The 17062-nt window shown below is 70.0% G+C and carries 19 protein-coding genes and 1 riboswitch; of the genes, 7 read left to right on the top strand and 12 right to left on the bottom strand.

From position 1 onward, the window contains the following. Positions 1 to 15 precede the first annotated feature (15 nt). Positions 16 to 148, bottom strand: a riboswitch (TPP riboswitch). Positions 149 to 328: 180 nt separating this feature from the next. From VD964_RS19265 to VD964_RS19235, 7 genes are all read left to right on the top strand, one after another. After that, positions 329 to 673, top strand: coding sequence for a cupin domain-containing protein (locus VD964_RS19265; protein WP_324870132.1), 345 nt, complete (start codon positions 329 to 331; stop codon positions 671 to 673). 136 nt (positions 674 to 809) lie between these two features. Beyond that, entirely contained in the window at positions 810 to 1352 is a 543-nt protein-coding gene (locus VD964_RS19260) for a hypothetical protein (protein WP_149224984.1), read from the top strand. Positions 1353 to 1583: 231 nt separating this feature from the next. Continuing rightward, positions 1584 to 2036 carry a hypothetical protein gene (locus tag VD964_RS19255; protein WP_324870131.1) on the top strand — a complete coding sequence of 151 codons (453 nt, stop codon included), beginning with the start codon at positions 1584 to 1586 and terminating at the stop codon, positions 2034 to 2036. A 71-nt stretch (positions 2037 to 2107) separates the two neighbouring features. Further along, the gene (locus VD964_RS19250) at positions 2108 to 2452 is read left to right on the top strand and encodes a hypothetical protein (RefSeq protein WP_324870130.1); all 345 of its coding nucleotides are present in this window, start codon (positions 2108 to 2110) and stop codon (positions 2450 to 2452) included. A 25-nt stretch (positions 2453 to 2477) separates the two neighbouring features. After that, positions 2478 to 2738: a hypothetical protein gene (locus VD964_RS19245; RefSeq protein ID WP_324870129.1), complete on the top strand. Its 261-nt coding sequence runs from the start codon at positions 2478 to 2480 to the stop codon at positions 2736 to 2738. Positions 2739 to 2938: 200 nt separating this feature from the next. Then, positions 2939 to 3649 carry a Crp/Fnr family transcriptional regulator gene (locus tag VD964_RS19240; protein WP_324870128.1) on the top strand — a complete coding sequence of 237 codons (711 nt, stop codon included), beginning with the start codon at positions 2939 to 2941 and terminating at the stop codon, positions 3647 to 3649. A 116-nt stretch (positions 3650 to 3765) separates the two neighbouring features. Beyond that, a complete protein-coding gene (locus tag VD964_RS19235) occupies positions 3766 to 4461 on the top strand; it encodes a hypothetical protein (protein WP_324870127.1) in 696 nt (231 codons plus the stop codon). Between the two features lie 6 nt (positions 4462 to 4467). On the opposite strand, the gene VD964_RS19230 is transcribed toward VD964_RS19235, so the two are convergent. From VD964_RS19230 to VD964_RS19175, 12 genes are all read right to left on the bottom strand, one after another. Beyond that, a complete protein-coding gene (locus VD964_RS19230) occupies positions 4468 to 7197 on the bottom strand; it encodes an SUMF1/EgtB/PvdO family nonheme iron enzyme (RefSeq protein ID WP_324870126.1) in 2730 nt (909 codons plus the stop codon). Positions 7198 to 7511: 314 nt separating this feature from the next. Continuing rightward, a complete protein-coding gene (locus VD964_RS19225) occupies positions 7512 to 9419 on the bottom strand; it encodes an adenylate/guanylate cyclase domain-containing protein (RefSeq protein ID WP_324870125.1) in 1908 nt (635 codons plus the stop codon). An 8-nt stretch (positions 9420 to 9427) separates the two neighbouring features. Next, the gene (locus VD964_RS19220) at positions 9428 to 10573 is read right to left on the bottom strand and encodes a DUF4384 domain-containing protein (RefSeq protein WP_324870124.1); all 1146 of its coding nucleotides are present in this window, start codon (positions 10571 to 10573) and stop codon (positions 9428 to 9430) included. Between the two features lie 27 nt (positions 10574 to 10600). Then, positions 10601 to 10972, bottom strand: coding sequence for a hypothetical protein (locus tag VD964_RS19215; protein ID WP_324870123.1), 372 nt, complete (start codon positions 10970 to 10972; stop codon positions 10601 to 10603). A 26-nt stretch (positions 10973 to 10998) separates the two neighbouring features. After that, the gene (locus VD964_RS19210) at positions 10999 to 11775 is read right to left on the bottom strand and encodes an OmpA family protein (RefSeq protein WP_324870122.1); all 777 of its coding nucleotides are present in this window, start codon (positions 11773 to 11775) and stop codon (positions 10999 to 11001) included. A gap of 114 nt (positions 11776 to 11889) precedes the next feature. Next, positions 11890 to 13449, bottom strand: coding sequence for a DUF4384 domain-containing protein (locus VD964_RS19205; RefSeq protein WP_324870121.1), 1560 nt, complete (start codon positions 13447 to 13449; stop codon positions 11890 to 11892). Between the two features lie 56 nt (positions 13450 to 13505). Continuing rightward, complete coding sequence (locus VD964_RS19200) at positions 13506 to 14081, bottom strand: DUF4399 domain-containing protein (protein WP_324870120.1); 576 nt, start codon at positions 14079 to 14081, stop codon at positions 13506 to 13508. A 52-nt stretch (positions 14082 to 14133) separates the two neighbouring features. Then, positions 14134 to 14568: a DUF4399 domain-containing protein gene (locus tag VD964_RS19195; RefSeq protein WP_324870119.1), complete on the bottom strand. Its 435-nt coding sequence runs from the start codon at positions 14566 to 14568 to the stop codon at positions 14134 to 14136. A gap of 229 nt (positions 14569 to 14797) precedes the next feature. Continuing rightward, positions 14798 to 15163, bottom strand: a complete 366-nt coding sequence (locus VD964_RS19190; protein ID WP_324870118.1) for a hypothetical protein — start codon at positions 15161 to 15163, stop codon at positions 14798 to 14800. Positions 15164 to 15288: 125 nt separating this feature from the next. Continuing rightward, positions 15289 to 16080 (bottom strand): anti-sigma factor, encoded by a 792-nt coding sequence (locus tag VD964_RS19185; RefSeq protein WP_324870117.1) that lies wholly within the window; start codon positions 16078 to 16080, stop codon positions 15289 to 15291. Positions 16081 to 16083: 3 nt separating this feature from the next. After that, on the bottom strand, positions 16084 to 16629 hold the full coding sequence (locus VD964_RS19180) for a sigma-70 family RNA polymerase sigma factor (protein ID WP_324870116.1): 546 nt from the start codon (positions 16627 to 16629) through the stop codon (positions 16084 to 16086). A 97-nt stretch (positions 16630 to 16726) separates the two neighbouring features. Beyond that, entirely contained in the window at positions 16727 to 17062 is a 336-nt protein-coding gene (locus tag VD964_RS19175; RefSeq protein WP_324870115.1) for a hypothetical protein, read from the bottom strand.

The raw sequence follows: 17062 nt of genomic DNA, 5'->3' as shown, positions 1-17062 counted from the left end.
GCGCGTCGGCCGTAAAGGCCTTCTCGTCCCGCATCCCTACGCCGGCATGACCCGGATCAGGTTCGAAGGGTTGCCGCATCGCCCGGACGCGAAGGACCGGGCCGGCGGGTGTCTCAGCCTCCTGAACGAGGCTCCCCTGGGAACGGGACGGAGCCTAGAAGACCATCGCGCCGTCTGTCAACGACGGGGATGCCGGCTTTGCGGACGGCGGAAACGGCGCCGCATTGATGATTTCCGCTTTCTGCCCTGTTGTACCGCTGCCGCCCCATGCCGCAGCAACCCCGATATCGGCTGGGGTGGATCGGCCCCTCTCTTCAAGGAGACGCAGATGACCGTTCGCAAATTCGCCGTGACGGACGTATCGCTGGAGCGCACCCCCGGACAGGACGCCGACGTGTTCGTCGGCAACGTGGTCGACCAGCGCCATGGCGGACCTGTCACCATCGGCTACGGCCGCTACGAACCGAACCAGAGCATCGACGAGGCGATTGCCGTCGACGACGTGATGGTGGTGCTGGAAGGGCGGGTCTCGGTCGCCTCCGATGCCGGCACGGTCACCGCCGGGCCGGGCGAGATCGTCTACATGCCCAAGGGTTCAAAGGTCACCATCCGCTCGCACGAAGAGGGCGCCCTCACCGCCTACGTCACCTATCCGCACTGGCAGGAGGCTTGAGCGGACCCCGATCGCCGCTGATCGACAAAAGCAGGAAGAGTGTGGAGCGGCTCACATCCCGGAATCCGGGGCTTGGGTAGGGTCTGTCCATCGGCAACACGCCGCATCCCGCGGCCCCGAGACAGGAGACCAGATCATGATCCGCACCTCCCTGCTGACCGGCTTCGCTTCGCTCGCCCTGTTCGCCGCCCCGGCGATGGCCCAGAACATCTCCGACATCTCCAACACCGCGGCCGGGATCGGCAACACCGCCAACCAGAGCGCGCTGGTCATGCAGAAGTCCAAGGGTCCCTTCGCCGGTCCGAACGTCGCCACCGTCTCCAACCTCGCCGCCGGCATCGGCAACACCGCCAACCAGGACGCCTTCGTCAAGCAGCGGAGCGGCGGCGTGTTCAGCGGCGGGTCGATGGCGACGGTCGGCAATACCGCCGCGGGCATCGGCAACCTCGCCGGCCAGAGGGCGACGGTGATGCAGAAGAGCGGCGGCCTGCTGAGCGGCGGCTCGGTCGCCAATGTCGGCAACACGGCGGCCGGCATCGGCAACACCGCCCTGCAGCACGGCACCGTTCTCCAGCGTTCGGGCGGGCTGGTCGGCCCCTTCAACCACAGCTCCATGCAGAACCTGTCCGCCGGAACCGGCAACTGGGCGGGACAGAGCGCCCTCGTCAAGCAGCGCTGACCGCCCTCCCTCTCCCGGCTTCCTCCCCTGACCTCGCTCCGGCCGGTTTCCGGCCGGAGCTTTCTTTTGTACGGTTTCCTCCGCCGGGTTCCTTCGGGAAAAGCACCCGCATCTGTGGGCCAACTCACAGAGCAATTTCAGGCGCTTGGCTAAGCTCTCTTCAAGAACGCCGCGCAAGAACGCCGGAGCACGGAAGCCCGAAGCCTCACCCCCACCGAAGGAACTCCCGCCATGATCCGCAAGATCGCTTTCGCCACCCTCGCCGCCGCCCTGCTCGCGACACCCGCGCTGGCGCAGCCCAAGACCGGTGCCGGCACCGGCATGCCGTCGCTGATGTCGGTGCCAGGACTGGTCAGCACCAACGTCGCCAACGCCAACAATGTCGGCGCCGGCATCGGCAATTCGGCGCAGCAGCAGGGCACCGTCCTGCAGGGCAGTGGCGCTCCCATCCGCGGCGTCGGCCCGCTGGTCAGCACCAATGTCGGCACCGCCACCAACGTCGCCGCCGGGATCGGCAACACGGCCGGACAGAAGCTGCTCGGCTTCCAGGGCAACGGCGTCCAGGTCGGGCTGAACTTCAGCGGGCGCGGCCCGTTGGTCAGCACCAATGTCGGGATCGGCACAAACGTCACCGCCGGCCTCGGCAACAGCGCCGCCCAGTCGCTGACCGGCCTTCGCCGCTGAGCAAAGCCTTTCCAGACCCTGCAGCCCGCCCTGCAGCCTTTTGCCTACCTCTTTCGTCCGGGAGACCACCGATGGCGAAGTTCCCGATGATCCTGGCCTTCGTCGCGCCCGTCCTGCTGTTCGGGGCCTCGACGGCCCCGGCGCAGGCCGTCTCCCTCGCCTGCCAGACGGTCAACGGCAAGACCGTCTGCATGCGGGGCTCAGGCACGCTGAGCTGCGTGACGCTCGACGGCCGGACCCGCTGTTCCGCCACGCCGTCCGACCCGCAGTCGGAAATCATTCCCAATGCGGACATCCGACTGCTCCCCCGCGCCGTCGCTCCCGACCTGCGTGGCCTGCTTGATCGCCGCGACTTCCCCTTCGGCCCCCAGGCCCGCTCCTTGGATTTCGACGACGACGAAGACCCCGACCTCTGATCCCAACCGAACCGGAGACACCGCCATGTCCCGCCTTCTGACCCTGTCGCTGACGCTCGCCACGCTTGCCGCGGCGCCGGCCTTCGCCGCGACGCCGACCATGTCCTACACGCGGGCAACCACCCTCGGCCCGCTGATCCTCCGGCCGGCGCCCGGCATTCCGAAGCCGCCGCCCTGCCTGACCTGCGGCACGCCGACCCTGCCGGGGCTGACGCCGGGCCCCACCTTTGGCGGCGAGCGCGCCCTGAACCCGCAGCCGCTGCCGCCCAAGGCGATCTTCCGCTGACGGTGGGGCTCCTCATTCCGTCATCGCGATCGAAGGGCGACCGGCGGGCACCGGCCGCCCTTTTCGTGTCCGGTCCGCACACGAACGGAGCAGAAGCGCCAACGACGGCGTACCGCCCCTGACGGGGCGGGACGGGCCGGTTGCCGGCGTACCATGCCCTGGTTAGAGGACCGGCCCGCGACGTCAGCCAGGGGGCAGCCATGACCGCGATACGGATCAATTTCGACAAGGATCTCGTCCTCGCCGGGCATTTCCTGCTCAAGCATCTGGAGCGCGAGGAACGGCACAGGCTGGCGACCGCCGCCCGGCTGTCGCACCACCCGCGCGGCGCCATGATCTTCCAGAAGGGCGACCCCGGCGACAGCATGATGGCGGTCATCCGCGGCCGGGTGAAGATCTGCTGCCATTCCATGGACGGCAAGGAACTGGTGCTGAGCATCATCAACAAGGGCGGCCTGTTCGGCGAGATCGCCCTGCTGGACGGCGAGCCGCGCACCGCCGACGCAGTGGCGCTGGAGGAAACCGACCTGCTGGTCCTCGACCGGTCGCAACTGATGCCGGTGCTGACGGCAAGGCCCGATCTGGCATTCCGCATCATCAGCGTGCTGTGCAAGCGGCTGCGCCAGACCAGCGAGCATCTGGAGGACACGCTGTTCCTGGAAGCGCCCTCCCGCTTCGCCCGCGCGCTGAAACGGCTGGGCGAGGCCTTCGGGCGGCCGGGGCCGGAGGGGCTGCGGCTGGACATCAAGCTGTCGCAGCAGCAGTTGGGCTGTCTCGTCGGCGTGTCGCGGGAAAGCGTCAACAAGCTGCTGAACGAATGGCAGCGCGCCGGCGTGATCGGGATGGATGCCGGCTGCATCGTCATCCGCGATGCCCAGGCGCTGGACGAGATCGCCGAATCCTGCGACTGAGCCGCCAATCCTCCGACAGACTGTGAGCCGCGCCACAGCGCCTGCCCGCGGACGGCCCTACCCTGCTCCCCATGCCCGGCCGCCAGTCCCGGCCAACAGTTTCAAGGGAGCCCGCCATGCCGTCGCCCCGCATGATCCTTCTGTCCACCGCCCTGCTGCTGACCGCCGGGACGGCCTCCGCACAGGTGACCGGCGGCATCGCCTTCCCGTCCGGCCCGATCCCCGGCGCGGCGATGGCGCAGGCCTTCGCCCAGGTGCCGCGCCTGCCGGTGTCGGTGGACCTGAACCGCCGTGGCGCTCCTCCCGGCGCGATGGTGACCAACCCGTCGGTCAGCCGGTCCTCCATGCACCAGCAGTCGATCACCCGCATCCGCGGCGATGCCGGCTATCTCGCCGGCTTCAGCAAGGGGCAGCCGCTGGCCGCCAGCCGCCAGCCGCCGGTGCAGCCGGTCGACCCGAGCTTCACCTTCATCGACGCGCCCTTCATCGTGAACAACTTCAACAGCGCGCTGAACTTCGCCTTCGGCGACGGCAACATCAGCCAGCAGCAGCTTGGCGACGACAGCGCCGGACCGGTGGAAACCGCCGCTCCCGCGCCGGCTCCCGAACCGGAACCGGCGCCCGCGCCGCCCGCCAAGCCGCAAGGCCCGTCGACGCTGGACCTGCTGATGAACACCGCCGGGCCGCTGCCGCATCTGCCCTCGGCGCTGGCCCAGGGCGGGGTGCAGGTCAACAATGTGAACACCACGACCAACACCGCAGTCGGCAGGAGCAACCGGGCGACCCAGACGACCGTCACCGTGCAGCGTTGAAGGTGCTCAGTTCACGTCCCGGGCGACGCGGAAGCCGTTGGTGAGATAGCGCACGTCGACATCGTAGCTGTTGCGCACGGTGCCGTTGATCACCTCAAGCCGGTCGCGCCAGGATCCGCCGCGCAGCACCCGCTTGCGGCAGTTGCCCTGGGTCCAGGCGCCGCCGTCGGCGGGCGCGCCCTGGTAGTTGCGGTTCCAGCAATCGGCCACCCATTCCGCCACCCCGCCGTTCATGTCGTGCAAGCCGAAGGGGTTCGGCTTGTAGCTGCCGACCGCAGCGGGCGTCAGGTGTTCGTGCGGGCCGCCGCAATCGTCGCAGTCGGCCTGGACTTCCGCGCCCGCCCCCCACCAATAGGGTGTGGCGGTGCCGGCCCGCGCGGCGAACTCCCATTCCGCCTCGCTCGGCAGGCGGTAACGCTGTCCCGTCTTGCGGCTGAGCCACGCCACATAGGCCTGGGCATCCTGCCAATGCAAATTGTGGACGGGTGAGGTGTCGGTGACCTTGACCATGCGCGGCAGGTCGGTGCAGCCCCCCTCCTGCATGCAGGCGCGCCATTCGCCGACGGTCACCTCATACATGCCGAGCGCGAAGGGCTTGGCGATGGTGACGCGGTGCACCGGCCGCTCAGACGGGTCGCCCTTGTCGTTCCCCATCATGAAGCTGCCGGCCGGCACCCGCACCAGCACCGGACAGGTCGGGCAGTCCTGGAAGCTGTTGCCGGCACCATGATTGCGCGCCGCCCCGTTGGCCGGCCCCGGCGGAGCCGCAGCCGCCACCTGGGGTTCGGCCGGCTGGGACGCGGGCTGTGGTGCAGCGGCAGGCTGCGGAGCGGGCGGCGGCTCGTGCTTCAGCAGGGCGGCGGCGACGAAACCCTGCGTGCCGTCCTCCAGCGCGATGCGGTACCACCCGCCCTCCGGCACGCGGCCCAGTACCTGGACCGTCGCCCCGCGCGCCACCCGGCCGACCCGCGCGCCGCCATTGGCCGGCGTCGCCCGCAGGACGCCGTCGGCGGTGACGGTGTAGCGCCCGGGATCGGCCGGCTCCAATCCGGGACCCAGCGCGACCTCGGCCCTAGGCTCTGTTTTAGGTTGTTCCGTCTTCGGCTGCTCCGCCTTCGGTTGGGGCGCCGTCTCCGCCGGCCTGCCGGCCAGCTTCAGCGTCTCCATCTGGCGGCGGGCGATCGGGGCGTAGCCGCTGCCGCCGAACAGCTGCAGGAAGGCCTGATAGTCGCCGGGCTCCCTGCTGGACTGGATGCGTTTCCAGACGCTGTCCTCCAGTTCCGCCACCGGCGTGGTTCCCGGCGGCGCGATCTCCACCCCGACGCTTGCCGTGGCGATGCCGCCGCGCCCGTCATCGACGCTGTAGCGCAAGGATCCGGCTGGCCCCGGCGCCGCGGCTTCCGGGTCGAAGGTCAGGGCGGTCAGTGCCTGGACGGTCAGCCGGTCGCCCGGCTTCACCACGGCGCCGCCGTTGCGGACGCTGCCGCGGTCGGGAACGGCGGTAACGGTGACGGCCAGCGCGTCGCCGTCCGGATCGGCCGGGGCGTCGATTCCCATTGGGTTGCCGACGGCCCGCAGCTTGCGTTCCGCCACCACGGCCGGCGGCTGGTTGCTCGGCCGGATGGTGACGGGGATGGTGCCGGTCACCGTGCCGCCGCGGCCGTCGGCCACCAGGAATTCGAAGGCGCCGGCCTCCCCGCGGAAACTGCCGTCGGGCTTGAAGCTGGTGGCCGCCAGTTGCTCCACCGTCAGGTAATCGCCGATCAGGACGCTGCGCTCCCCGACGCGGACGGTGCCGCCGCGCGGCAGGCCGGTGACGCGGGCGTACATCTGGTCGTCGTCGGGGTCGGTCGGCTTGCCGGGCGCCAGCGGTTCCGGGCTGGCGCGGTCGAGCAGGGTCAGCGCCCGCAACTCTCCCACCACCGGCGGCCGGTTGGGCGGGCGGGGGTTGAAATAGAAGGGCGTGGCGCCGAGCGAGCCATAGACGAACGGCTCCTGCCGGCCGTTGGTCGCCTGCTTCACCGTATCGCGCACGTTGCGGAAGAACAGGCTCAGTTCCAGGCCGGGTGTCTGGAGATGCTGCAGCAGCGCCGCGCTGAAGGGGCTGTGGTCGCCGGTGCCGTCCTCCGCCAGCTGGTCGGCGCGGGTCGCCATCGCCACCAGCGTGTCGCTGGGCGTGTCGTCCACGCTGCCGAGGCCGGGATGCGCCTGGTTGCGGTTCGACCCGCTGCGGGTCAGGCGGTCGACGAAGGGATTGTTGCGGCAGGCGTCGAGGATGAGGATGCCGAGCTTGCGCGCGCCGGCCAGCTCCCCCATCGGCAGGTTGAGCGGGATCGCCTCATAGACCAGATCGCGTTCCCGCTCCAACTGGGCGTCGGCGGGCAGCAGATAGTTGACGCCGTTCACCTGGATGCCGTGCCCGGCGTAGAAGATCACCGCCACGTCGGCCTGCGAGGCCTTCAGGCCGAATTGGCGCAGGGCGGTGGCGAAGCCGCGGGCGTCCAGGTCGTACTGCTCGTCCACCGTGAAATTCAGGGCCCGCAGTGCCTCGCCGATGGCACGCGCGTCGTTGCGCGGGTTCAGCAGTTCGGGCGCGTTGCGGTAGTTGCTGACCCCGATGACCAGCGCCAGACGGCTTTCCGCCGCCGCACCGCCGGAGGTTGCCCCGGAAGCAGCAGGTCCGGCCGCGCGCGCAAACCCCGCCGGTCCCGCGATCACCAGCAGGAGCACAAGCACCGCGAAAACCTTCCGGCAGGGTCCGACCGGTTCCACCATCCCCGCCTCCGTACCTGGGCAAAGAGGCGCCGCACTCCATCGATCACGTCCGACTGTCACATCCATCTACGGGTCAGCCGGCGAAGCTTACGGCGCATAGCGATGGGCTGTTCAAAATATTTCCGGATATTTCCGGCAACCCGCCATGGATGGAAGAAGCATACCCGCGGCAACAAACAATGCCAAGACGCCCCTTCTGCCTAACTCCGGCAAAAGAGGAGGTGGCAGACCGAAGGGATTACTGCGCGCATCGCGCATGATTTTTTTGATTGTCCTCACACGCAACCGTCGGCATCGCCGTCGTCGACCAGCAGCCAGATGCGCACCGTCCTGGTCTTGCCCTTCAGCGCCACCTCTCCCACCGGAAGCGCGGTGCAGCGGCCCTGGACATCCTGCCGCACCGCCTGCCAGGTCGGGTCGCCGACGATGATGCGGCAGTGGCGGGACGTCCGGGCGTCGACCAGCTTGCCGTAGGCCTCCAGCCGGGCGGCGGTGTTGGCGGTGTCCCCCAGCAGCGAATATTCGCTGTGGCGCAGCCCGCCCAGGCTGCCGGCCACCAGGGGACCGGTGTGCAGGCCGACGCGGATGCCGACCGGCGGCAGCCCCTCCGCCTGCCATTGCCGGTTCAGCGCCACCAGCTCCCGCCCCATCTGCAGGGCACAGCGGACGGCACGGAGGGCGTCGGCGTCGATCTGCGCCTGTGTGGTGCGGGCGACCGGCGCGCCGAAGACCGCAAGGATCGCATCGCCGACGAAGCGCAGCACCACCCCGTCATGGGCGGTGACGATGCGCACCATGGCGTCGAGATAGCCCTCCAGCCAGCGAATGAGCGGCTCCGGCTCCAGCGCTTCGCAGATGGTGGTGAAGCCTTCTATGTCGGAAAACAGCACGGTCGCGGTCAGCTGCTGCGGGCGCGGGCGGTTGCCGGCCATGAAGGTCGCGCGCTCGCGCCAGATCTCCTCCGCCACCGGCTGCGAGACGTGGTTGGCGAACAGCTGCATCATGACACGCCGGTCGGCTCGCTCCCGCAAGGACAGCTGCACGGTCATGGCGGCGATGCCGGCCACCCAGGCCAGCGACGGTGCCACCAGCGGCACCAGTGGTCCGCCCGCCGTGAACAGCGCCGCCGCGCCGGTCCAGCCTGCCGCCGGCACAAGCAGGCCTACCGACGCCAGCAACCACAACGGCAGCCCGGCCAGCGCCACCGCCACCCCGGCCGCCGCCATCAGCAGCGCCAGCGCCGCCTCCCCCGCGACGGGAAGGCGCGGGCTGCTTCGCCCGTCGAGCAGCTGGGCCAGCACATGCGCCTCGATCTCCACGCCCGCCGTCGAGGAGCCGGCGGGCGACAGCGGCGTGCGGTGCTGGTCGATGCCCGCCAGCGCCGTCCCCACCAGCACCATCCGCCCGGCCAGCCAGTCCTTGGGCAGCAGGGCGACCGCCTCCGCGGGATAGATGGGAAAGGGGGCGGTGGCGCCGTCCGGCCGGCCATGCCAGTCGATGCGGAAGGGCTCCGCCGGCACGCCGGACACGCCGCCGACACGGGCGAGCTGCACCGGCAGGCTGGGCGTGCCGTCGCCGCCGAAAGGGACATGCCAGCGCACCGCGGCATCCAGCCGGTCCTTCGCCAGATTGGCGTGTCCGCGCGGCAGACCTTCGGTGAAGTCGTTCAGAAAGCGCCGCTGCCGTTCGGTCAGCGGAGTCTGTTCCAGCGCGGTGATCGCGACCACCGGAACCGACGCGCCGAGCATGGCGCGGCGCAGCCGCTCGTCCAGCGCCGGCAGGGTCGGCTGGTCGAACAGCACGTCGATGCCGATGGCGCGGACCCGCGCCGCTTCCAGCACGCCGATCATGTCGGCCAGCATGCCGCGATCCACCGGCGACCGGCAGGCGAGCCCGGCGAAACTGTCCTCTCCGAACAGCACCAGCGCGATGGCCGGATGCTGCGGCCGGGCCGGTGCCGACGCGGCGATCAGCCGGTCGCCCAGGCTTTCGTCGGCGGTGCGCAGCGGCGGCACCAGCCTTGCGGCGGCAAGCGCCATCAGCATGCTGCCCAGCACGGCGGCCACGGCCAGCCGCATCCCCGGCCAACGGCGCCGGCCGGGCTCCGGCGGCTCCGGCGGCTCCGGCTTTACGGCGGGAGAGGCCGGCGGTCTCTCCCTGGAGGTCGCGGGTGCACCGTCCATGCGGCTCCTCAGCGAACCTTCAGGACAAGCTGTGCGGATGCCACCTCGGTCTCGCGCAGGCGGGAGACCGCGCGATCGAGCTGGACGGCGGCCTCCTCGCCAAGCGGGCGGAAGGCGGCGGTGCGGCCGGGCATCTCGCCGTCCAGATTGCGGCTGGCGGCGATGCAGCGCACCTCGAGATCGGCGGGACCGTCGCCGGCCCGCAGGGGCATGCGGTCGCCGGACAGGCTGACCGGCGCATTGCCGGCCACTTGGGCGCTCATGGCGCCGCCGGCCGGGAAGATTGGGATCAGCTGGGCGCGCGCATTGCGCAGATAGCAGTAAAGGTGTGCGTCGCGATCGGTCTGGACCAGCAGCCGGATATCCTCGCCCGGCCGGTAGGTGGCCCCGGCACCAGCTGCGGAAGCCGGATCCGCGGTGAGAAAGAGGGCAAGCGGCACCGTCGCGTCGCGCAAGGCCGCCATTGCCGCGCCGATCTGCCCGGTGCAGCCGGCCGAGGCCATGCCCACCGCCAGCGCCGCCCCGGCCGTCGCATCGACCAAGCGGACATGCAAGGTGCCGATCGGCGTTCCATCCGGCCGCAGGGCCGCGATGTCCGCACCGTCGGTCAATGGAAGGCCCGGCGGCCAAGGTGCCAAGCCGGTACCGGTCCAACCGACCGCCGCGCGCCTTCCGCCGCCCATCTCCTGCAGCAGCATGCCGTCCAGTCCGGGCTCCACCGGGCGGCGCAGCATGGGCGGGCTTCCGGCCCTGACGCAGCGGATGCCGGGAACGGACGGGTCGATCGTCAGCGCCCGCTCCAGCGCCGCCTCCAGCGGGTTTCCCAGGGCGCGGGCCGCACCCAGGTCGCTCTGCATGAAGCGGTCGTCGACGGGACCGGCACGGGCCGAAACGGCGCTGTCGGCCATCTCGCCGGGAACACCGTCATAGGGGCCGCGCAGCCGCAGCAGGCGGCCGTTGGCGAATAGCAGAGTCGCGTTGGCCCCGTCGGGAAGCCGGACGGCCTGACCGTCGGCGACGAGTTGGCCCTGGACGTAGCCGGGCGCGCTGGACGCCACCACCACGGCCTCCGCCCGCACCCCGGGGGCGAGCCCGCAGCCCAGGGCCGCGACGGCGGCGGCACCCAGCAGATGGGAGAGAGTTCTCTTGGACATGATGGTCACCTTATTGGTTGGGGCTCGTCAGTCGCGGCTGCGGCCTTTTCCGTCATCGGGGGCGAGCAGGCAGGCGGTGCGGGACTGCGTCATCACCGACACCGTCCCATCCGTCCCGCCGTTGCGGCGGAAGCGCAGCCCGTTGATCTGGCTGGCGATGCTGAGCGAGACGACGGCGAGGTCCGCCTCGTCGATGATCTTGTGGCCGTCCTGCCAGCACTGAACGCGGACCCGCGTGCCGGCCGGGGCGACGTCCACGCCACCTTGAACACCACCACTCTGGGCCCCGCCGCTGGCGGCGCCGGAATTCTCCGGGCTCTTCTTGCGGACCAGCGTGGCGTCGGCGGCACCGGTGACGGCCAAGCCGAGGCAGGCGGCGAGGAGCAAGGCGTGCTTCATGACATCCCCTCCGTTCCGGCCGCCGCTCAATGGGTCGGCTTGAATTCGACGCGCCGGTTGCGGCCGTCATAGGGATTGGCGGCGAGCGGCGCGGACGGCCCCTTGCCGTCCACGGTGATGCGCTTGGGATCGATCTGGTGGACGCGGACGAGATACTCGCCGACCGACACCGCGCGCCGCTGCGACAGCAGCAGGTTGTAGGGAAGGCTGCCGCTGGCGTCCGTGTGCCCCTCAACCGTCAGTCCCAGGTTCGGATCCTCCTTCATCAGCGCGCCGACGGCGTCGATGTAGGAGGCGGAGTCCGCCGGGATCTCAGCGGAATTGAGGGCGAAGTTGATGCGGAACCCGAAGGCTTGCGGCGCCTCACCCGCCTGCTCGGCGGGGGTGGCGGGCGGCTCGACTGCCGGGGCCTCCATCCGCGCCTCCTGCCGGCGCTGCTTGGGGGCGGGGCGGGTCGGGGCGGGTTGGGCGGCAGGCTGGGCATCGTACTGAGGAACCGGCTGCGCCGCGGGCGGGACGGGTGCCGTCCCGTAGTTGATCTCGTCGATGGGGCGCGGGCGCTTGGCGGCGGCGCCGGCCGCTCCGCCGATGATCTCGATGCTGCGGGTGCGGATTTTCGGTTCCGGGGCCACCACCTCGCGCAGTTCCTCCACGCTGGGCGGCCGGTCGAACATCATCACCTTCGACGGGCCGGACCCTTCCACGGTCTGGGCGGATGCCGGTCCGGCGCAAACTGCGGCCAGCATCGGCAGGGTGGCGGCCAGGGCCTGGGCCAGGATGGGGGACAGGATGGACTTCGTCATCTGAGGCTCCATGGACAGGAGAAGGAACGGCGTTGCCCCTGGTTCTATCGCTCCCCCCTCCCCCGCGCTGTGAGCCGGCCAACAGTCGGCGGCGGTTTTCCGGAGAGGACGGGCCTACCCGTCCTGCGCCAGCGTGCCCGGCAGCACCTTCACCGACAGCCGCTTGGCGCGGGCGTCGCTCCCCTTGGCCGTCGCGAAGGCGTTGATCACGTCATCCAGCGCGGTGCCGGGGATGGGCTGCAGATCCTCGCTCTTCAGCGCTTCCGGGATCCGCACGCCGATCTCGTCATGCGACAGGATGCAGGCCACCGTCTCTTCCGCGCCCGCACGGTCCATCCGCAGATTGAAGGGCTTCTGCACGCCGGGCGGGATTTCCACCTGCCGGCCCGCTTCGACGAAGGCGTCGGGCTGGAAACGGTTGGGGAAGATGCGGGAAACCGTGCCGGCGGCGTCGCGGTAATAGCAGTAGACGAAGCCGTCCGCCGTCGGCTGCATCCGCACCACCAGCGCCTCCCCGGCGCGGTAGCGCGGTGCCGGGCCGCGGTCCGACGACAGCAGCAGGTCGAGTTTGGCCGGCGACGGCTGGGGACGCGGCAGCCCCTCGCCGCCGGCATTGCTGACGCTCTGCAGCCGGGCCGGCGGCGCCCCGCCCTGGCCGGGCGGCTTGGCAAGCAGGCGCTGGTAGAGGTCGAAATCGATGCGCCCGGTGGCGATCAGGTCGCTGTCCGCCTGGAAGCGGCCGACGGCCTCGGCGGTCCGCTGGTCGAGCTGCCCGTTGACCGGCCCGTCGTAATAGCCCTGCGCCGACAGCGCGCGCTGGGTGAAGGTGACGCGCTCCGCCGGCGCCATGCCGTCGAACCATCCGCGCGCCTCCGCCATGAAGGCGGGGTTGGTCTGGTCGATGCCCAGGCATTGCCAGTAGGGCACGCGGGTCAGCTTGCCCAGCACCTCTATCGTGCTGAGTTCGACCAGCGTGCGCACGCCCTGGTGCAGCCCCTCCGACCGGTTCAGCGAGATGTTGAAGGACAGTCCGGCCTTGCCGATCACCCCGCCGGCATCCGCCCCGCGCCCCGACGACACCACCGCCAGCGTGTTGGACGCCGACATGCCGGGAATGATCTGGCGCGTCACCAGCTCCCCGACATTGAGGTCGACGGAGACCATCGACATCACCTGGTCGGCCGATACGCCGAGGTCCAGCTTCGGCAGCGACAGCCCCGCCCCCGCCGCCTCGCTGACCACATTGTCGTCCAGCTGGGTGATGGCGCCGCGGATGTAGTAGGACGGCGCGCGGAAGTTCGGCTGCACCCCGATCATCCAGTACAGCGCGTTGACGTCGTCCAGCGCCGGTTCGAAATCCACGAAGCGGAAGGCGTTGGACGTCTCCGACATGCGGGAGACGGCGGTGATCAGCATCTCCTTCGTGCCGCCGGCCACCCGGCCGGTGGCGTCGGGCAGGCCGTTGGCGGTGATGTAGATGTCGCGCTTGCCGTGGGTCCACAGCAGCGTGTCCATGCAGCGCAACGCCTCGCTGAAGCTGCTGATGGTGCGGACGGCGGGCGTCTTCGGCTGCTGCACCACGCGGGCCATCTCGCCCGACGTGAAGCAGCCGCCCAGCGCCAGCGTCAGGCCGGCGGAAACCCCGAGCGAACCAAGGAACCGGACCATGCTCATGGGCGCTGTCTCCTGTGGGTTGGTGCGTCCGGGGCCGGGTCTCGGGCTTTGGGCCGTCACCGCGCCGACATTTGCTGGCCGCGGTCGGCACGGACGGTGATGGTGATCTTCTTCGACATGATCGGCGGGTCGTGCGGCACATGGTCTGCGTCGGCCAGGACCAGCTGCAGCGTGTGCCGCCCCGGCGGCAGTTCCAGGATGGTTTCGGTCTGGCCCTTGCCGAAATGCAGGTGCTGCTTGTCGCTGGGGATCGGCTCGCCAGGGTTCTTCAGGTCGGTATCGATCAGCAGATGGTGGTGCCCGGTGCCGTCCTTGCGCACGCCGGCCGGCGCGACGCCGAAATTCCGCAGCCCGAACCACACCTTGAAGCGCGTTCCCACCACCTGGCCGTTGTTGGGCCAGCCGATGTAGAGCCATGCCTCCTTGCGGCCGGGCGTCCGCTGTGCGGCGGGCGGTGCCTGCTCCGCGGTCGCGGGCTTCGGCTCGGCCGTCCGGTCGGGAGACGCCTCGGCCGCAGCCGCGGGACTCGCCGTCACGATCAGTGGCGCAACCGACAGCACGCCCCACAGCAGCAGTTTCAAAGCGGCGCGCGGACCGGGGCCGGCGGCAAGCACGGACGATCCAGTCTTCATGGTGCCCTCCCTGACGAACATGAACCGGCGGACATCAGCCGGCCGGGACCGGTCAGCGGACGGTGATTGTCACCTTCTCCGACATCACCGGCGGGTTGTGCGGAATATGGTCGGCATCGCCCAGCACCATCTGCAGCGTGTGGGTTCCTGGCGGCAACTCCAGCCGCGCTTCGGTCTGGCCGGCGCCGAAATGCAGGTGCTGCTTGTCATTGGGGATCGGTTCGTCCGGGTTCGACAGGTCGGTGTCGATCAGCAGGTGATGGTGCCCGGTATCGGCATGGCTGATGCCGGCCGGCGCCACCCCCATGTTCTGGAGCCCCATGCGCACCCAGAACTTCCCGCCATTGATGACCGTCCCGTTGGACGGCCACAGGATGTAGGCACGCGCGTCGTCGGGCGCTTTCGCCCGGTCGGCCATTCCCTGCCCAGCCAGAAACAGCGGCAGAAGCAGCAGGGCGCCGACTGCGATGACGGCAGTCCGCAGCATGATTTCCCCCTGTTTTCTTCATTGCCCTTTGTCTGATGACCTGCATCTTAGTCTTCGTCCGGGAAGCAGGGTCCCCCCGAATTCTTGGGTAACCCCATCCCGTTGAAACCGCACCGGTTCAGCGCCGCCTGCTTCCGAATTGGCCGAGAATCGCGGCCGGCTTCCCCATACTTGCAGCAGTCCGGGATTACGGGGATGCGAGGCGCGCAATGCGCGCGGTCGGCACCGGTCAGCGCCTGATCCCGAACAGCTGTTCGTTCATCGCCGCGCGGTCAGGGGCACCCGCCCCCGTTGCCCTGCCCTGCGGCGGCGCTCCTGCGCTCCTCATCCCCGGCAGCCCGGCGGCCATGGCTTCAGCCCCCGTCCGGCCGCCGCCCATCCAGGGTGGAAAGGCAACGCCGGCGGCCGGCGATGCGGTGCCGGCGCGGTGCGCCGGCATCAAGGTCGCTGCGGCCGGCAGCGGGATGCCGCCGGACTGCACCTCGAACGCGGAGGCCGGCCGGACGGCGGCCGGGAATGCAGCGACGAGGGTCAGGAACAGGGGGGCCAGGAACAGGGGGGTCAGGAACAGGGGGATGGCGGCAAGTCTGCACATCGGGCATTTCCTTCACGCAAGGACCAGGGCCGGGGAAGACCCACATCCTGCCGTGACCGGCCTGGCGCCCGCTGTGGTCCGGGCCACACTGTCGGCGTGAAAAGCTTCGCCTCGCCCGATGTCGATCAGGACCGCCGCACGCTGTCTGCCATTTTCTTGGCAACCACGAGAAGGTCGCCGTCCGACCGGCTGCCCGCGAGGGTGTAGGCGGTGGCACCGTTGCGCCAATAGACCAGCTGAAGCCCGCGCTGTTCGACGGCGTACAGGCCCCTGTCGTCAATCGGATCCTCGGCGACGACCAGAAGCGTCAGCATCTCGCCATCCCTCTCGCGGTAGACGAACTGCAGACCGACGCCGCTGCTCAACGGCACCAAGGTCGCCCGCACCAGCGTGAGGAGGTTCGGGTCCAAGGCCGGCAGGTTGACGGTGATCGCACCGAGGCGGTGGGGAAGCCCCTCGGCCATCGCCTTCAGGTCCGCCGGGGACAGGTCCGAGAATGCCAGGCTTTGGCTGACGGCCGTCGCGTGCATCTCGGCGGCTTCCTCCGCAAATTCGGGTACGGCATAGGAGGCAGTCTTCTGCTGGTGATGAACCAGGGCCGCGATGTTGGCGCCGCCCACCAGCAGCAGGACCGCCGCCACCAGCGGGCCGAAGCGCCGGACGACGCGCTCCATGCGCAAGCGGCCATACAGGCGCCCGGTCAGGCTTTCCGTGTGTTGGGGAGGATCGCCGGCCGTCCGCGCAAAGCCATGCCGCAGGATCTCCCTTTGATGGAGATAGTCGTGCAGCCGGGCGGCGACCGCCGGGTTGGAGGCGAGGAACGCTTCGAACGCCATCCGGCGCTCGGCATCGAGTTCGCCATCGATGTAGGCGTGCAGGTCGGCTTGCCGCTCACCGTTCATCCCGTTCCCCATCATGGCTTACTTCACCACCCGCAAAGGGGCCGGTCGGCCGTCATCCCCGCGGCCTTCATCCCCGCGCAAGTCACCGCGTACATCGGCGCGCAGGGCCTCCCGCCCGCGCGCAAGGCGCGACATCAGCGTTCCAAGCGGAATGCCGAGAATCCCGGCGGCCTCCTGGTAGCTCAACCCGTCGACCGCGACCAGCATCAGCGCCCGCCGCTGATCCTCGGGAAGCCGGGCGAAGGCCTCCATGGTGCGGGCAAGCTCGACCTGATCGGGTTGATTGGGGGCGACGTCGCTGCGGACGAGCGGTTCGATGGACGCCGCCGCGCGGGTCCGCACCTGATCGCGGCGCAGGTCGCTGACATGGACGTTGTGCAGGATACCGAACAGCCAGGAGCGCAGGTTGGCCTCCGGCCGATAGGTCCTGGCACCGGCGATGGCCCGCACCAGTGTCTCCTGCACGAGATCCTCCGCGTCGTCCCGGTTGCGCACCAGGGTCATCGCATAGCGGCGCAACGTGCGGACGTGATCCGACAACTGGCTTCGCAGGCTGAACGTCACATCGTCGCTCCATGGATGGGGCTGCTTCCATGTGTTCGCGCGGCAAGCCATTTTAATCCCCCGGCCTTTTGATCCCCCGGCGGATGCGGAAACGGCCTCACTGCGCGAAGGGCACGAGGAGCAGCGCGGTGCCCGACACCAGCAGCGCCGCAAGGCTCCGCCGCGCGATGGCGACCGCGGCCGATCCAGGCTCCATCTCGTCCAGCCGCATCGCCAGCAGGCCGCCGAAGAAGCCGGATACGGAGGCCACCACATGCACCAGCGCCAGCGCGTTCAGGACCGGCAGACCCAGCAGGAGCGCGACGACCACCAGGGTGGTTCCATAGAGAAGCGCCTGGGTGAGGATCGGCGCCCAGTGTTCGCGCGCGACATAGGTTTCGAAACCCTCGGCGAAGAGGCCGGTGCGCTCGTCGGGATCGGTGTGCAGGCTCAT

Source organism: Azospirillum sp., from assembly GCF_035628975.1.
Classification (GTDB): domain Bacteria; phylum Pseudomonadota; class Alphaproteobacteria; order Azospirillales; family Azospirillaceae; genus Azospirillum.
Note: the sequence above shows the minus strand (reverse complement) of the source record. Positions and strands in the feature narration are given on the sequence as shown.

Coding starts and splice junctions, on each gene's coding strand:
- VD964_RS19265 (WP_324870132.1), top strand. CDS start 329: ATGACCGTTCGCAAATTCGCCGTGACGGACGTATCGCTGGAGCGCACC.
- VD964_RS19260 (WP_149224984.1), top strand. CDS start 810: ATGATCCGCACCTCCCTGCTGACCGGCTTCGCTTCGCTCGCCCTGTTC.
- VD964_RS19210 (WP_324870122.1), bottom strand. CDS start 11,775: ATGACGAAGTCCATCCTGTCCCCCATCCTGGCCCAGGCCCTGGCCGCC.
- VD964_RS19240 (WP_324870128.1), top strand. CDS start 2,939: ATGACCGCGATACGGATCAATTTCGACAAGGATCTCGTCCTCGCCGGG.
- VD964_RS19250 (WP_324870130.1), top strand. CDS start 2,108: ATGGCGAAGTTCCCGATGATCCTGGCCTTCGTCGCGCCCGTCCTGCTG.
- VD964_RS19215 (WP_324870123.1), bottom strand. CDS start 10,972: ATGAAGCACGCCTTGCTCCTCGCCGCCTGCCTCGGCTTGGCCGTCACC.
- VD964_RS19225 (WP_324870125.1), bottom strand. CDS start 9,419: ATGGACGGTGCACCCGCGACCTCCAGGGAGAGACCGCCGGCCTCTCCC.
- VD964_RS19245 (WP_324870129.1), top strand. CDS start 2,478: ATGTCCCGCCTTCTGACCCTGTCGCTGACGCTCGCCACGCTTGCCGCG.
- VD964_RS19200 (WP_324870120.1), bottom strand. CDS start 14,081: ATGAAGACTGGATCGTCCGTGCTTGCCGCCGGCCCCGGTCCGCGCGCC.
- VD964_RS19190 (WP_324870118.1), bottom strand. CDS start 15,163: ATGTGCAGACTTGCCGCCATCCCCCTGTTCCTGACCCCCCTGTTCCTG.
- VD964_RS19220 (WP_324870124.1), bottom strand. CDS start 10,573: ATGTCCAAGAGAACTCTCTCCCATCTGCTGGGTGCCGCCGCCGTCGCG.
- VD964_RS19195 (WP_324870119.1), bottom strand. CDS start 14,568: ATGCTGCGGACTGCCGTCATCGCAGTCGGCGCCCTGCTGCTTCTGCCG.
- VD964_RS19185 (WP_324870117.1), bottom strand. CDS start 16,080: ATGATGGGGAACGGGATGAACGGTGAGCGGCAAGCCGACCTGCACGCC.
- VD964_RS19255 (WP_324870131.1), top strand. CDS start 1,584: ATGATCCGCAAGATCGCTTTCGCCACCCTCGCCGCCGCCCTGCTCGCG.
- VD964_RS19205 (WP_324870121.1), bottom strand. CDS start 13,449: ATGAGCATGGTCCGGTTCCTTGGTTCGCTCGGGGTTTCCGCCGGCCTG.
- VD964_RS19235 (WP_324870127.1), top strand. CDS start 3,766: ATGCCGTCGCCCCGCATGATCCTTCTGTCCACCGCCCTGCTGCTGACC.
- VD964_RS19175 (WP_324870115.1), bottom strand. CDS start 17,062: ATGAGCCTGCACACCGATCCCGACGAGCGCACCGGCCTCTTCGCCGAG.